14 protein-coding genes and 1 other RNA gene are annotated in these 12,666 nt (G+C 67.0%); 4 read left to right on the forward strand and 11 right to left on the reverse strand.

Features of this window, described 5'->3' with window-relative positions:
• Positions 1 to 8 precede the first annotated feature (8 nt).
• The 11 genes from ybgC to C4E04_RS17220 all read right to left on the reverse strand — a co-directional run bounded on the left by ybgC (position 9) and on the right by C4E04_RS17220 (position 7,056).
• A complete protein-coding gene (ybgC, locus tag C4E04_RS17170; RefSeq protein ID WP_109599354.1) occupies positions 9 to 485 on the reverse strand; it encodes a tol-pal system-associated acyl-CoA thioesterase in 477 nt (158 codons plus the stop codon).
• Positions 478 to 1,524, reverse strand: a complete 1,047-nt coding sequence (gene ruvB, locus C4E04_RS17175; RefSeq protein ID WP_109599356.1) for a Holliday junction branch migration DNA helicase RuvB — start codon at positions 1,522 to 1,524, stop codon at positions 478 to 480. The genes ybgC and ruvB overlap by 8 nt, the downstream gene beginning before the upstream one ends.
• Positions 1,525 to 1,670: 146 nt before the next feature.
• The gene (gene ruvA / locus C4E04_RS17180; protein ID WP_109599358.1) at positions 1,671 to 2,288 is read right to left on the reverse strand and encodes a Holliday junction branch migration protein RuvA; all 618 of its coding nucleotides are present in this window, start codon (positions 2,286 to 2,288) and stop codon (positions 1,671 to 1,673) included.
• 138 nt (positions 2,289 to 2,426) lie between these two features.
• Complete coding sequence (gene ruvC / locus C4E04_RS17185) at positions 2,427 to 2,930, reverse strand: crossover junction endodeoxyribonuclease RuvC (protein WP_109599360.1); 504 nt, start codon at positions 2,928 to 2,930, stop codon at positions 2,427 to 2,429.
• Positions 2,931 to 2,937: 7 nt separating this feature from the next.
• The gene (locus C4E04_RS17190) at positions 2,938 to 3,684 is read right to left on the reverse strand and encodes a YebC/PmpR family DNA-binding transcriptional regulator (RefSeq protein WP_109599362.1); all 747 of its coding nucleotides are present in this window, start codon (positions 3,682 to 3,684) and stop codon (positions 2,938 to 2,940) included.
• 127 nt (positions 3,685 to 3,811) lie between these two features.
• Entirely contained in the window at positions 3,812 to 4,501 is a 690-nt protein-coding gene (locus C4E04_RS17195; protein WP_162559443.1) for an exopolysaccharide biosynthesis protein, read from the reverse strand.
• A 62-nt stretch (positions 4,502 to 4,563) separates the two neighbouring features.
• Positions 4,564 to 5,385: a TIGR00282 family metallophosphoesterase gene (locus C4E04_RS17200; RefSeq protein ID WP_109599366.1), complete on the reverse strand. Its 822-nt coding sequence runs from the start codon at positions 5,383 to 5,385 to the stop codon at positions 4,564 to 4,566.
• Positions 5,386 to 5,394: 9 nt separating this feature from the next.
• Positions 5,395 to 5,991, reverse strand: a complete 597-nt coding sequence (locus C4E04_RS17205) for a 5-formyltetrahydrofolate cyclo-ligase (protein ID WP_109599369.1) — start codon at positions 5,989 to 5,991, stop codon at positions 5,395 to 5,397.
• A gap of 4 nt (positions 5,992 to 5,995) precedes the next feature.
• Positions 5,996 to 6,151: non-coding RNA, 6S RNA (ssrS, locus tag C4E04_RS17210), on the reverse strand.
• 241 nt (positions 6,152 to 6,392) lie between these two features.
• Complete coding sequence (locus tag C4E04_RS17215) at positions 6,393 to 6,761, reverse strand: cell division protein ZapA (protein ID WP_109599371.1); 369 nt, start codon at positions 6,759 to 6,761, stop codon at positions 6,393 to 6,395.
• A 1-nt stretch (position 6,762) separates the two neighbouring features.
• On the reverse strand, positions 6,763 to 7,056 hold the full coding sequence (locus tag C4E04_RS17220; protein ID WP_109599373.1) for a DUF4164 domain-containing protein: 294 nt from the start codon (positions 7,054 to 7,056) through the stop codon (positions 6,763 to 6,765).
• A 261-nt stretch (positions 7,057 to 7,317) separates the two neighbouring features.
• Between C4E04_RS17220 and tkt the strand changes: the two genes are divergently transcribed.
• The 4 genes from tkt to fba are packed head-to-tail and all read left to right on the forward strand — an operon-like array spanning position 7,318 to position 12,647.
• Positions 7,318 to 9,252: a transketolase gene (gene tkt, locus C4E04_RS17225; protein WP_245416346.1), complete on the forward strand. Its 1,935-nt coding sequence runs from the start codon at positions 7,318 to 7,320 to the stop codon at positions 9,250 to 9,252.
• Between the two features lie 43 nt (positions 9,253 to 9,295).
• Complete coding sequence (gap, locus tag C4E04_RS17230; RefSeq protein ID WP_109599377.1) at positions 9,296 to 10,303, forward strand: type I glyceraldehyde-3-phosphate dehydrogenase; 1,008 nt, start codon at positions 9,296 to 9,298, stop codon at positions 10,301 to 10,303.
• Between the two features lie 11 nt (positions 10,304 to 10,314).
• Positions 10,315 to 11,505, forward strand: coding sequence for a phosphoglycerate kinase (gene pgk, locus C4E04_RS17235; RefSeq protein WP_109599379.1), 1,191 nt, complete (start codon positions 10,315 to 10,317; stop codon positions 11,503 to 11,505).
• A gap of 53 nt (positions 11,506 to 11,558) precedes the next feature.
• Positions 11,559 to 12,647 carry a class II fructose-bisphosphate aldolase gene (gene fba / locus C4E04_RS17240; RefSeq protein ID WP_109599381.1) on the forward strand — a complete coding sequence of 363 codons (1,089 nt, stop codon included), beginning with the start codon at positions 11,559 to 11,561 and terminating at the stop codon, positions 12,645 to 12,647.
• Positions 12,648 to 12,666: the final 19 nt, after the last annotated feature.

A 12,666-nucleotide genomic window follows, 5' to 3' on the forward strand; every position in this document is an offset into this window, starting at 1 on the left:
TCGGCGGCTTAAGCTGGTTCCCCCAGAGCGGCGCGCAGGTGATCGGGAATCCGCACGGCGCGCCCGTTTCGGACCGCCGCCACCGTCACCTCGGCGGTGACGAGAACGTCCTCGCCCCGGCGGACCTCCTGGAAAAGGGTCATGGAAGCGCCGCGCATGTCCTTAGGGCGGGTCACGACCGTCAGCACGTCGTCCATGAGGGCCGCGCCGAGGAAATCGATCACCATCTTGCGGACCACGAAGGCCAGCCCGCCCATCTGGGCATGGAGATCCGACTGGGCTACCTCGGCGGCCCGGAGCAGCTCCGTGCGCCCGCGCTCCATGAAGCGGAGATAGCTGGCGTGATAGACCCGCGCGGAAAAATCCGTGTCTTCGTAATAGACCCGGATGGGGAGGATATGGGTGCCGCCCTGGAGATGGCCCGAGAGAGCGCCGCCCTGGCCCTCTCCACGAGGGGAAGGGGAAGTCTCGCGCGTGTCATTCATCGTCGGCCCCGTTGAACAGCCCGAACTGGGCGGCGGTCTCCCGGGTGGGCTCGGCGAGGCCGAGATGCCGGAAGGCGTGGGGTGTCAGGACGCGCCCGCGCGGGGTGCGCTGCACGAAGCCTTTCTGGATAAGGTAGGGCTCGATGATGTCCTCGATGGCGTCGCGGGGCTCGGAAAGTGCCGCCGCGATGGTCTCGATGCCCACGGGCCCGCCGCCGAAGGACTGGGCGACCATGGTCAGGTACTTGCGGTCCATGAGGTCGAGCCCGATGGGATCGACGTCGAGGAGGCGCAGGGACCGGTCCGCCAGCTCGCGGGACACGATCTCGGCCCCCTCGACGATGGCGAAGTCGCGCACGCGGCGCAGCAGGCGGCCGGCGATGCGCGGCGTGCCGCGGGAGCGACGGGCGATCTCGTTCGCGCCCTCCTCGCTCATGCTCAGGCCCATCACCCGGGCGCCGCGCCGGACGATGAGCTCAAGCTCGTCGACCGTATAGAATTCGAGCCGGATCGGGATGCCGAAACGGTCGCGCAGGGGCGTGGTGAGCAGGCCCGCGCGGGTGGTGGCGCCGACCAGGGTGAATTTCGGCAGCTCGATCTTCACAGAACGGGCCGCCGGGCCTTCGCCGATGATCAGGTCGAGCTGGTAATCCTCCATGGCCGGATAGAGGATCTCCTCCACGGCCGGGTTGAGCCGGTGGATCTCGTCGATGAAGAGCACGTCCCGCTCTTCGAGATTGGTGAGCTGGGCCGCGAGGTCCCCGGCCTTGGCGATGACCGGGCCGGAGGTCGAGCGGAAATTGACGCCCAGCTCCCGGGCGACGATCTGTGCGAGCGTCGTCTTGCCGAGCCCCGGAGGGCCGACGAAGAGCACGTGATCGAGGGCATCGCCCCGGGACTTCGCGGCGTTGATGAAGACTTGGAGGTTCGCCCGCGCGGCCTTCTGGCCCGTGAAATCGTCGAGCGACAGCGGCCGGATCGACGCCTCGACATCGTCCTCGCGCTTTTCAGGGCTGAGCAGGCGGCGTGAATCGGTCAAAGACACTTACCTTCCGGCAGAATGAACAGGGGCTCTCCCCTCCACATACGCCATTTTGCACGAGATCAAAACAGGAACGGCGAAAGGTCACAGCCCGGCATTCGCCTCTCTTACCAATCCGGGCCCCGGGATGCCACCCGGGCCCCTCACCGGGCCAGTTCCCGTAGTCCCAGCCGGATCAAGGTCTTGGCCTCGGCCTCTTCGCCTGCCTGCTTGAGGGCGGCCGCAACGGCCGCGGAGGCCTGGGCCTGGGGATAGCCGAGATTGACGAGGGCCGAGATCGCGTCCGAGACCGGCACCGGCGCGCTTTTGTCCTCCACGGCGCCCGTGAGGCGGATGAGGGCCGGATCGACGGCCGCGAAGGCCGGGGCCTTGTCCTTCAGCTCCGCCACGATGCGGGCAGCGAGCTTCGGCCCGACACCGGGGCCGCGGGCCACGGATGCCTTGTCGCCCGTCGCGATGGCGGTCGCGAGCGTGCCGGGATCGAGCACCGACAGGATGCCGAGCGCCACCTTGGCGCCTACCCCCTGCACGGTCTGGAGCAGGCGGAACCACTCCCGCTCCGAATCCGACCGGAAGCCGAACAGGCGGATCATGTCCTCGCGGACCAGGGTCTCGATGGACAGGACCGCCGCCTCGCCCTGGGGCGGCAGGTTCTGGAGCGTGCGGGAGGAGCAATGGACCACATAGCCGACCCCATGCACGTCGAGGATCACGAAATCCTCGCCGTAGGAATCGATCACGCCCTTGAGTTTGCCGATCACGTTCTTCTCCCCTCCGCCGTCATCCCCGCACAGGCGGAGACATCACCGCCGACGGTGCTCAACCACGTTCTATCCGAGTTTATGGGTTCCGGGCTCGGCTGCGCCGCCTCGGAATGACAGTGGTGTCTGTGTAACAAATTAAAGGCTCGCGGCCAAAGCGCGGGCCTTGCGGTGATGGGCGTGGGCGATGGCGATCGCGAGAGCGTCGGCCGCATCCGCTTTCTTGAACTCGGCCTTGGGCAGCAGGATCCTGACCATCGCCTGGACCTGATCCTTCTCGGCGTGTCCGACCCCGACCACGGTCTTCTTCACCTGGTTCGCCCCATATTCCGCCACCGGAAGCCCGTGCAGGGCCGGGACCAGGAGGGACATGGCGCGGGCCTGGCCGAGCTTGAGAGTGGCCTGGGCGTCCTTATTGACGAAGGTCTCCTCCACGGCGACCTCGTCCGGGGTCCAGGTCCGGACCACGTCGGTGAGCCGGTCATGGAGCTGCTTGAGGCGGAGCGCCAAATCGAGGTCGCCGTCCGAGGTCACGACTCCGCAGGCTACGTAGGAGAGCTTGGTTCCCTCGATCGTGATGACGCCCCAGCCCGTGTTGCGCAGGCCGGGGTCGAGGCCGAGAATACGGACGCGCTCGGTCAACCCCTCCTTACTCCGCCATCTTCTGCATCAGCGTCTCGGACAATTCGAAATTGCCGTAGACGTTCTGCACGTCGTCATGCTCTTCCAGAGTTTCCATGAGCCGCATGAGCTTCTCGCCGGCCTCGTCGTCGACCGCCACGGGGGTCTGGGGCTTCCAGACGAGCTTCGAGGCCTTGGGCTCCCCGAACTTCTCCTCCAGCGCCTTGGTGACCTCGTTGAGGGAGCCCTGGTCGCAATAGATCTCGTGGCCGCTCTCGGACGAGACCACGTCGTCGGCGCCAGCCTCGATAGCGGCTTCCAGCATGGCGTCGGCGGTGGCCGCCTCGGGAGCGAATTCCACGAGCCCGACCCGGTCGAACATGAACGAAACCGCCCCGGTCTCGGCGAGGTTGCCGCCGCTCTTGGTGAAGTAGGAGCGGATGTCGGAGGCCGTGCGGTTGCGGTTGTCCGTCATGGCCTCGACGATGAGAGCTGCGCCACCCGGGCCGTAGCCCTCGTAGCGGATCTCCTCATAGTTCTCGCCGTCGTTGCCGGCTGCCTTGTTGATGGCCCGCTGGATGTTGTCCTTGGGCATGTTCTCGGCCCGGGCAGCGAGGATCGCGGCGCGCAGGCGGGGATTCATGTTGGGATCGGGCATACCCATCTTGGCCGCGACGGTGATTTCGCGGGCGAGCTTGGAAAAGAGCTTGGAGCGCACCGCATCTGCGCGACCCTTGCGGTGCATAATATTCTTGAACTGTGAATGTCCGGCCATGGGGCCTCCGCGATCGCGACCGAGGACGTCTTAACGTTCAAGGGCCCGTCAGGCCGCGGATGTTGACGATAGCGGGCTTATAAAACGCTGAAGCGCCCGAGGCAAAGCCCCCCGGCCTCTCTTTGTTCTAGATCCCGAACCAGCTCGCCAGTCCTGCCCGGATCAGATGATAGGAGGCGCCGAGGACGGTCACCGTATAGGCCAGGCCCGCGAGGCCGATGAGATACCCTAAGGTGAGCAGATAGCCGTCCTCCTCCATCACGGCGATGGAGACGATGACGAGGGCGATCGAGGGCGGGAAGTTGGTGCCCGGGAACGGGATCAGCACCGAGAGCGCCACCAGGAAGGCGAAGAGGCCCACCATCCGGTCCCCGACGACGCTAAAGAGCTGAGGCACCCGTGGCTTGCAGTAGCTTTCCAGCCGGCGCAGCTTCGGCTCGGCAATGTCGATCAGCTTCTTGAACTTGGACACCGAGACGGAGCGGCGCTTCACGAAGCCCGGCAGCCAGGGATGCCGGTGGCCCAGCATCATCTGGATGCCGAAGATCAGCACGGGCGTGCCCACGATTCCGGCGATGCCCGGCGGGGCCGGCACGCAGTTGGGCAGGCTGAACAGGATCAGCACGAAGCCGAAGGCGCGCTCGCCGAAGGCCTCGATGATCTCGCCGATGGTAATGGTCTCGCCCTGCGCCCGGTCGATCACCGCCCGCAGAACCGCCGAGACGCTCTTGTGTCCCGCCGCCTCGGGCGCCGTACCGTTCTCACGGACGTCGTCGCGGGGGGCGGCGTGGAGGGTTCGCGGGTCGTCGGCGTTCACTGGCTTCTCCGTCCGAAGACAGATGGGCATGGTTTGCGGCAAACCAAGGGTGCGGCCGGCGCTTAGTCCCAGAAGCGCGGCCAGGATTCCTCGAGATGGGGACCGATCCGCACGGCCGCGACGCGCATGGCGAGCCCGGTCCGGTCATCCGTCTCGACCGCGATGCCCGAGAGGGTCCCGTCGCCGAATCCCGGCTCCATCCGCGGCCCCGGCGTCTTCTGCAGGAAACGGCGGATCGACTCCTCCTTCTGCATCCCGAGGATGGAATCGTAGTCGCCGCACATGCCCGCATCCGACATGTAGGCCGTGCCGCCGGCGAGCACCCGGTGGTCGGCCGTGGGGACATGGGTGTGGGTGCCCACCACGAGACTGGCGCGGCCGTCGAGGTAATGCCCCATCGCCTCCTTCTCGCTCGTTGCTTCCGCATGGACGTCGACGATGATCGCATCGGCGACCTGAGCCAGAGGGCATGCGTCGAGCTCCCGGTCCAGCGCCGCGAAGGGATCGTCCAGGGCATCCATGTAGAGGCGGCCCATGACGTTGACGACGAGCACCCGCTGGCCTGAGGCGGATTCGATGAGGTTGGCGCCCCGCCCCGGCGTGCCGGGCGGATAGTTCACGGGCCGCAGGAGCCGTGGCTGGCGCTCGATGAAGACCAGGGTCTCGCGCTGGTCCCAGCTGTGGTTGCCGAGCGTGACCGCATCTGCGCCTGCCTGGATCAGCTCGTCGCAGATCGCCTCGGTGATGCCGAAACCGCCGGCGGAATTCTCCCCGTTGATGACGACGAAATCGAGCCGCCAGCGATCCCTCAACGCAGGAAGGCGCTCGATGACCGCATTGCGGCCGGAGCGTCCGACCACATCGCCGAGGAAGAGAAGACGCATGAGGGGTCCTTAAGTCGCTTCGCGGACGGCCTGCGTCCGGATGAGCTCGGTTTCGGTCACGACGATGTCGAGTGGCCGGTCGTGGGGTTCGGCCGGGACCTCGTCGATCTCCTGAACCGCATAGGCGAGGCCGATGGTCAAGATGGGATGCTTGTCCGCAAGGGCCGCGATGGCCCGGTCGAAATGCCCCTTGCCGTAGCCGATGCGCCCGCCGCGCCGGTCGAAGGCCAGGAGCGGCACCAGGAGGGCTGCGGGAAAAACCTCGGGCGCGTCGGGGCCGGGCTCCTGCACGCCGAAGCCCCCCTTTATGAGGACGTCGCCGGGCTGCCAGAGACGGAAGCTCAAATGCGGATGGCGGATCTGCGACAGGGCGACGTCCTGGCCGCGGGCGACGAGCGCCTCCATGAGCGGACGCGGATCGACCTCGCTGCGGATCGGCCAATAGGCGCCGACCGGGTTGGCGGCGGCCAGACGGTCGAGATCGAGGGCCTGAGCGGCGATCAGGCGCGCGGCTTGGCGACGAAAGTCCGCATCCAGGCCGTCGCGGATCGCGAAAGCCTCGCGGCGGAGCCGTTCCTTGCGCTCGGGAAGGGGAAGGGAAACCATGAAGTGCGGAGCCACAAAAGCCGTCGGAGAAGCGATCCCGGGAACCTACAAAGTAGGTGGGCGCCGTATGTCCCGGTCCACGGACCGGGTCAGGGACAGCTCCCTTCAGGATCGATAAGGCCCCGGGGAAATGAACTCCTAACGCGCCCCGCAGCCCCGCCTTCCCTATGTAGGGGTGGAAGGGGCTCGGGGGAAGGGGCAATTTTCGGGAAGCCACATCGGTCATACCGGAGCCACTTCACTGTCATTCCGGGATGGTCCGCAGGACCATGCCCGGAACCCATAACCGCTGACAATGCAGGGTAAAGCACGGCGGCTGCCACAGCTCTTCATTCTAACACGCCGGTGTTTATGGGTTCCGGGCTCGGCTCTGCGAGCCGCCCCGGAATGACGGCAGCGCCCTACCCCTGGCCCGACGCGCTCAGGCTCCGGGCCAGGTGCTCGATCCGCTCGGCGGCCCGGTGAACGCCCTCGGCGAAGCGGGCCTCGATGGCCTGGGTGCGCTCGTCGCCCTGGGAGGCAAAGCGCCTGAGCTCCGCCAGTTCGGCCTCGGCAGCCGCGAGCCGCCGTCTCGTCTCGTGCGCCTCGTCCGCCAACGTGATGGCGGCCATCACGTGGAGCCGCATGTCGCCGATCTCGCCGAAGGTGGCCCGCATTTCTTCGATCTTGGCATCGAGGGAGGCGGCCAGGGACTCCAGATGGGCCTCCTCCCCATCCCCGCAGGCGATCCGGTAGATGCGTCCGGCGATGCTGACTGCGACCTGGGGCATGTCAGCCTTCCTCCGGTTCGAGCTGGCCCGCCTGGACGAGGACGGACTGGATCGAGCCGATGGCCTGGCGGACCCGGCGGCTCACGTCGTCGGTGGCGGCCTCGTAGCGGTGGAGACGGGTCAGCGCCCCGTCGAGCTCCACGGCGAGGCGGGCCCGGTCGTCCTGCATGAGCTGGAGCTCGGTATCGAGATCGCCGCGCCGCCGCTCCGCCTCGAGACGGCGGGACAGGGCGGCCTCGAGCAGCCCCACGGCCACGTCGAGCCGTTTCAGCGCATCGTCGAGAAGGGGGGTCATCGCGCCTCCGGGAATCGTTGCCGACACTACGGCCCCGGCCGCCGGCGGGCAACGGCCGCAGGGGAATTTCGGGCCTGGGAGCCCGCGGGAGCCTTTGACTCGCCCCTCCCCCGTGTTAAGGAGCCGACGCTCCTTTCCGACAGGCTTGGCTCGCCGTCAGGGCCGCCGTCACGATTTTTTGTGGATCCAGCCGTGCCCAATACCGTCTCCGCCGATCGCGTCACCCATTCCGATCTGGCGAACGCCGTTCGCGTTCTCGCCATGGATGCCGTCGAGCAAGCCAAATCCGGCCATCCCGGCCTACCCATGGGCGCCGCCGACATGGCGACGGTGCTGTTCACCAAGTTCCTGAAATACGACGCCACCGACCCGACCTGGCCCGACCGCGACCGCTTCGTGCTCTCCGCCGGCCACGGCTCCATGCTGCTCTATGCCCTCCTCCACCTCACGGGCGTGAAGGGCATGACCATCGACGAGCTCAAGCGCTTCCGCCAGCTCGATTCGAAGACCCCGGGCCACCCGGAGAACTTCATGACGCCCGGCGTCGAGACGACGACCGGTCCCCTTGGCCAAGGCATCGCGACGGCGGTCGGAATGGCGCTCGCCGAGCGCATGCTCAATGCCGAATACGGCGACGATCTCGTCGACCACCGCACCTATGTGCTCGCCTCCGACGGCGACCTGATGGAGGGCATCAGCCAGGAGGCCATCGCGCTCGCCGGCCACCTGAAGCTGAACCGCCTCATCGTGCTCTTCGACGACAACGGCATCTCCATCGACGGCCCCCTGTCGCTCTCCGATTCCGTCGATCAGGTGAAGCGGTTCCAGGCCTGCGGCTGGAACGCGGTGCGCGTCGACGGCCATGACGAGAAGGCCCTCGCCCGGGCCCTGTCCCGCGCCCAGAAGTCCGACCGCCCGACGATGATCGCCTGCCGCACCACCATCGGCTTCGGCGCGCCCAAGAAGGCCGGCACTTCCAAGGCCCATGGCGAGCCGCTCGGCACCGAGGAGCTCGCGGGCGCCAAGAAGGCCCTGGGCTGGAACTACGCCCCCTTCGAGATCCCCGAGAACATCCGTGACGCCTGGGCCAAGGCCGGCAAGAAGGGCCGCCGCCAGCGCAAGGCCTGGAGCGACCGCCTGAAGGCCCAGCCGGGCGACAAGCGGACCGAGTTCGAGCGCCGCATGAAGGGCGCGCGCCCCGAGGGGCTGTCGGACGCCGTCGCCAAGCTGAAGGAGCGCCTCTCGGCCGAGCCGCAGAACGTCGCGACCCGCAAGGCGAGCGAGATCGCCCTCGAGGTGATCACCGAGGCCGTGCCGGAGCTGGTGCTGGGCTCGGCTGACCTGACGCCCTCCAACAACACCAAGACCAAGAACCTCACGGCCATCTCGCCCGGCCAGTATGCGGGCCGCTACATCCATTACGGCATCCGCGAGCACGGCATGGCGGCGGCCATGAACGGCATCGCGCTCCATGGCGGCCTCGTGCCGGCCGGCGCGACCTTCCTGGTCTTCACCGATTACGCGCGGCCTGCCATGCGCATCGCGGCGCTCGCCGGCATCCCGGTCGTCTACGTGATGACCCACGATTCCATCGGCCTCGGCGAGGACGGCCCCACCCACCAGCCGGTGGAGCACCTGGCGGCGCTCCGCTCCATGCCCAAGATGCGGGTCTTCCGCCCGGCCGACACCATCGAGACCGCGGAGGCCTGGCAGCTCGCCCTGGAGCGCACGGACGGCCCGACCGTCCTGGCCCTTACCCGCCAGAACCTGCCGCAGGTGCGCCGGGAGGCGGGCCGCGAGAACCTCTCGGCCACGGGCGCCTATGAGTTGTCGCCGGCCGAGGGCAAGGCCCGCGCCACCATCTTCGCGTCCGGCAGCGAGGTCGAGATCGCCCTCGCTGCCCAGAAGATCCTGGCCGAACAAAGCTTCGCCGTACGCGTTGTCTCGGTGCCCTCGCTCGAGCTGTTCCTGGCACAGCCCGAGAAGGTGCGCGCCCGCATCATCGGCGATGCGCCGGTCAAGGTCGCGGTCGAGGCCGCCGTCCGTTTCGGATGGGATTCGGTGATCGGCCCGGACGGAATTTTCGTCGGCATGCACGGCTTCGGCGCCAGCGCGCCGTACAAGGAACTCTACCGGCACTTCGGCATCACGCCCGAAGCTGTTGCGGAGCACATCCTCAGGACGCACAATCTCTGAGGCTCAAGGCATTTAAAGCCCATCGCAGAAGGGAGCTAAGGCTATGACGGTCAAGGTCGCGATCAACGGGTTCGGTCGCATCGGACGAAACATCCTCCGCGCCATCGTGGAGAGCGGCCGCACGGACATCCAGGTGGTCGCCATCAACGATCTCGGTCCGGTCGAGACGAACGCTCACCTGCTGCGCTACGACTCGGTCCACGGCCGCTTCCCGGCCGAGGTGAAGGTCGAGGGCGACTCGATCGTCGTCAACGGCCAGAAGATCAAGGTCACGGCGATCAAGGATCCGGCCACCCTCCCCCACAAGGAGCTGGGCGTCGACATCGCGCTCGAATGCACGGGCATCTTCACCTCGAAGGAGAAGGCCTCGGCGCATCTGAAGGCGGGCGCCAAGCGCGTCATCGTCTCGGCCCCGGCCGACGGCGCCGACCTGACGGTGGTCTATGGCGTCAACCACGACAAGCTGACGAAGGACCACATCGTCATCTCGAACGCCTCCTGCACCACGAACTGCCTCGCGCCGGTCGCCAAGGTGCTGCACGACGCGGTCGGCATCGAGAAGGGCTTCATGACGACGGTGCATTCCTACACCAACGATCAGCCCTCCCTCGACCAGATGCACAAGGACCTCTACCGCGCCCGCGCGGCCGCGGTCTCCATGATCCCGACCTCGACGGGTGCCGCGAAGGCCGTCGGCCTCGTGCTACCGGAACTCAATGGCAAGCTCGACGGCGTCTCGATCCGCGTGCCGACCCCGAACGTCTCGGTGATCGACTTCAAGTTCATCGCCAAGAAGGCGACCACGAAGGAAGAGATCAACGAAGCGATCCGTCGCGCCTCGGAGCAGGAGCTGAAGGGCGTTCTCGCCTACACGCTCGACCCGAACGTCTCCATCGACTTCAACCACAACCCGGCCTCGTCCACGTTCCACATGGACCAGACCAAGGTTATGGACGGCACCTTCGTGCGCATCATGTCCTGGTACGACAACGAGTGGGGCTTCTCGAACCGCATGGCGGACACCGCCGTCGCCATGGCGAAGCTCATCTGACGGAGGCCCGCATGACCGCCTTCCGCACCCTCGACCAGGCCGACGTCAAAGGGAAACGCGCGCTCGTCCGGGTGGACCTCAACGTCCCCATGGAGAATGGCCGCATCACGGACGCGACGCGCATCGAGCGCGTCCTCCCGACCATCCGGGAAATCGCCGACAAGGGCGGGAAGGTAATCCTTCTCGCCCATTTCGGGCGCCCGAAGGGCCGGGATCCGAAGGATTCCCTGAAGCCGGTCGCGGAGGCGGTCGCGCAGCACCTCGGAAAACCCGTCGCCTTCGCCGATGACTGCATCGGCGAGGCGGCCGAAAAGGCTGTCGCCGCCCTCAAGGACGGCGACGTCCTGCTCCTCGAGAACACCCGCTTCCATGCGGGCGAGGAGAAGAACGACAAGGATTTCGTGGCCGCCCTCGCGAAGCTCGGCGACCTCTACGTCAACGACGCCTTCTCGGCGGCCCACCGGGCCCATGCCTCGACCGAGGGGCTCGCCCATGTGCTGCCGGCCTATGCGGGCCGGACCATGCAGGCCGAGCTCGACGCTCTGACCAAGGGCCTGGAGGCACCGCAGCGCCCGGTCGTCGCCATCGTGGGCGGCGCCAAGGTCTCGACCAAGATCGACCTGCTCGAAAATCTCGTCGCCAAGGTCGACGCCCTCGTCATCGGCGGCGGCATGGCCAACACCTTCCTGCACGCCACGGGCCTGAACATCGGCAAGTCCCTGGCCGAGAAGGACCTCGCCGCGACCGCGATGCGGATCATCGAGAAGGCCCGCGACGCCAATTGCGCCATCATCCTGCCGGTGGACGGGGTCTGCGCCTATGAGTTCAAGGCAGGCGCGCACAACCACACCTATGGCATCGACGCGATCCCCGAGGACCAGATGATCCTCGACGTGGGCTCCCAGTCGGTCGAGCGGGTGAACGCGGCCATCAACGACGCCAAGACGCTCGTCTGGAACGGCCCCCTCGGGGCCTTCGAGATCGCGCCCTTCGATCAGGGCACGGTGGCGGCGGCCCGCCATGCGGCGGAGCGGACCAAGGCCGGCAAGCTGGTCTCGGTCGCAGGCGGCGGCGACACGGTCGCGGCCCTGAACCACGCTGGCGTTGCGGAAAGCTTCACCTATGTATCTACGGCGGGCGGCGCGTTCCTCGAATGGCTCGAGGGCAAGGCGCTGCCGGGCGTTGAGGCTTTGAGAGCTTAAGCCACGGTTCAGCTTCGGCGCGCTTCATTGGCGCGCCCAATCAGGAGGAAAAGATGGCGCGCATTACCTTGAGGCAGCTTCTGGATCACGCCGCCGAGCATGATTACGGCGTGCCTGCCTTCAACATCAACAACATGGAGCAGGCGCTCGCCATCATGGCGGCGGCCGGCGAGGTCGATGCGCCCGTCATCATCCAGGCCAGCCGGGGCGCGCGCTCCTATGCCAACGACGTCATGCTCAAGCACATGATGGATGCGGTCACCGAGATCTATCCGCACATTCCGGTCTGCGTGCATCTCGACCACGGCAACGAGCCTGCCACCTGCATGACGGCGATCCAGGCCGGCTTCACGTCCGTGATGATGGACGGCTCCCTCAAGGCCGACGGCAAGACCCCGGGCGACTGGGACTACAATGTCGGCGTGACCCGCAAAGTGGTCGAGATGGCCCATCTCGGCGGCATCTCGGTGGAGGGCGAGCTCGGCGTGCTCGGCTCCCTCGAGACCGGCATGGGCGATAAGGAGGACGGCCACGGGGCCGAGGGCAAGCTCTCGCACGACCAGCTCCTGACCAATCCGGACGAGGCCGTGAAGTTCGTGGCTGAGACGAAGGTGGATGCGCTCGCCATTGCGATGGGCACCTCGCATGGGGCCTACAAGTTCACCCGCAAGCCCGACGGCGACATTCTCGCCATGCGCGTGATCGAGGAGATCCACCGCAAGCTCCCGAACACCCATCTGGTGATGCACGGCTCCTCGTCGGTGCCGCAGGACCTGCAGGACATCATCAACCAGTACGGCGGCCAGATGAAGCCGACCTGGGGCGTGCCGGTGGAAGAGATCCAGCGCGGCATCAAGCACGGCGTGCGCAAGATCAACATCGACACCGACAACCGCATGGCGATGACCGGTCAGATCCGGAAGGTCCTCTCGGAGAATCCCGGCGAGTTCGATCCGCGCAAATACCTGAAGCCCGCCATGGAGGCGATGACCAAGCTCTGCAAGCAGCGCCTCCAGGAGTTCAACACCGCCGGCCAGGCCTCCAAGATCAAGCGGGTCTACACCCTGGCCGAGATGGCCAAGCGCTACGCCTCCGGCGAGCTCGACCCGAAGTTCGGCGCGAGCCGTCAGGCGGCCGAGTAAGCCATCAGGCTTTCGCCTC

This window comes from Microvirga sp. 17 mud 1-3, from assembly GCF_003151255.1.
Classification (GTDB): domain Bacteria; phylum Pseudomonadota; class Alphaproteobacteria; order Rhizobiales; family Beijerinckiaceae; genus Microvirga.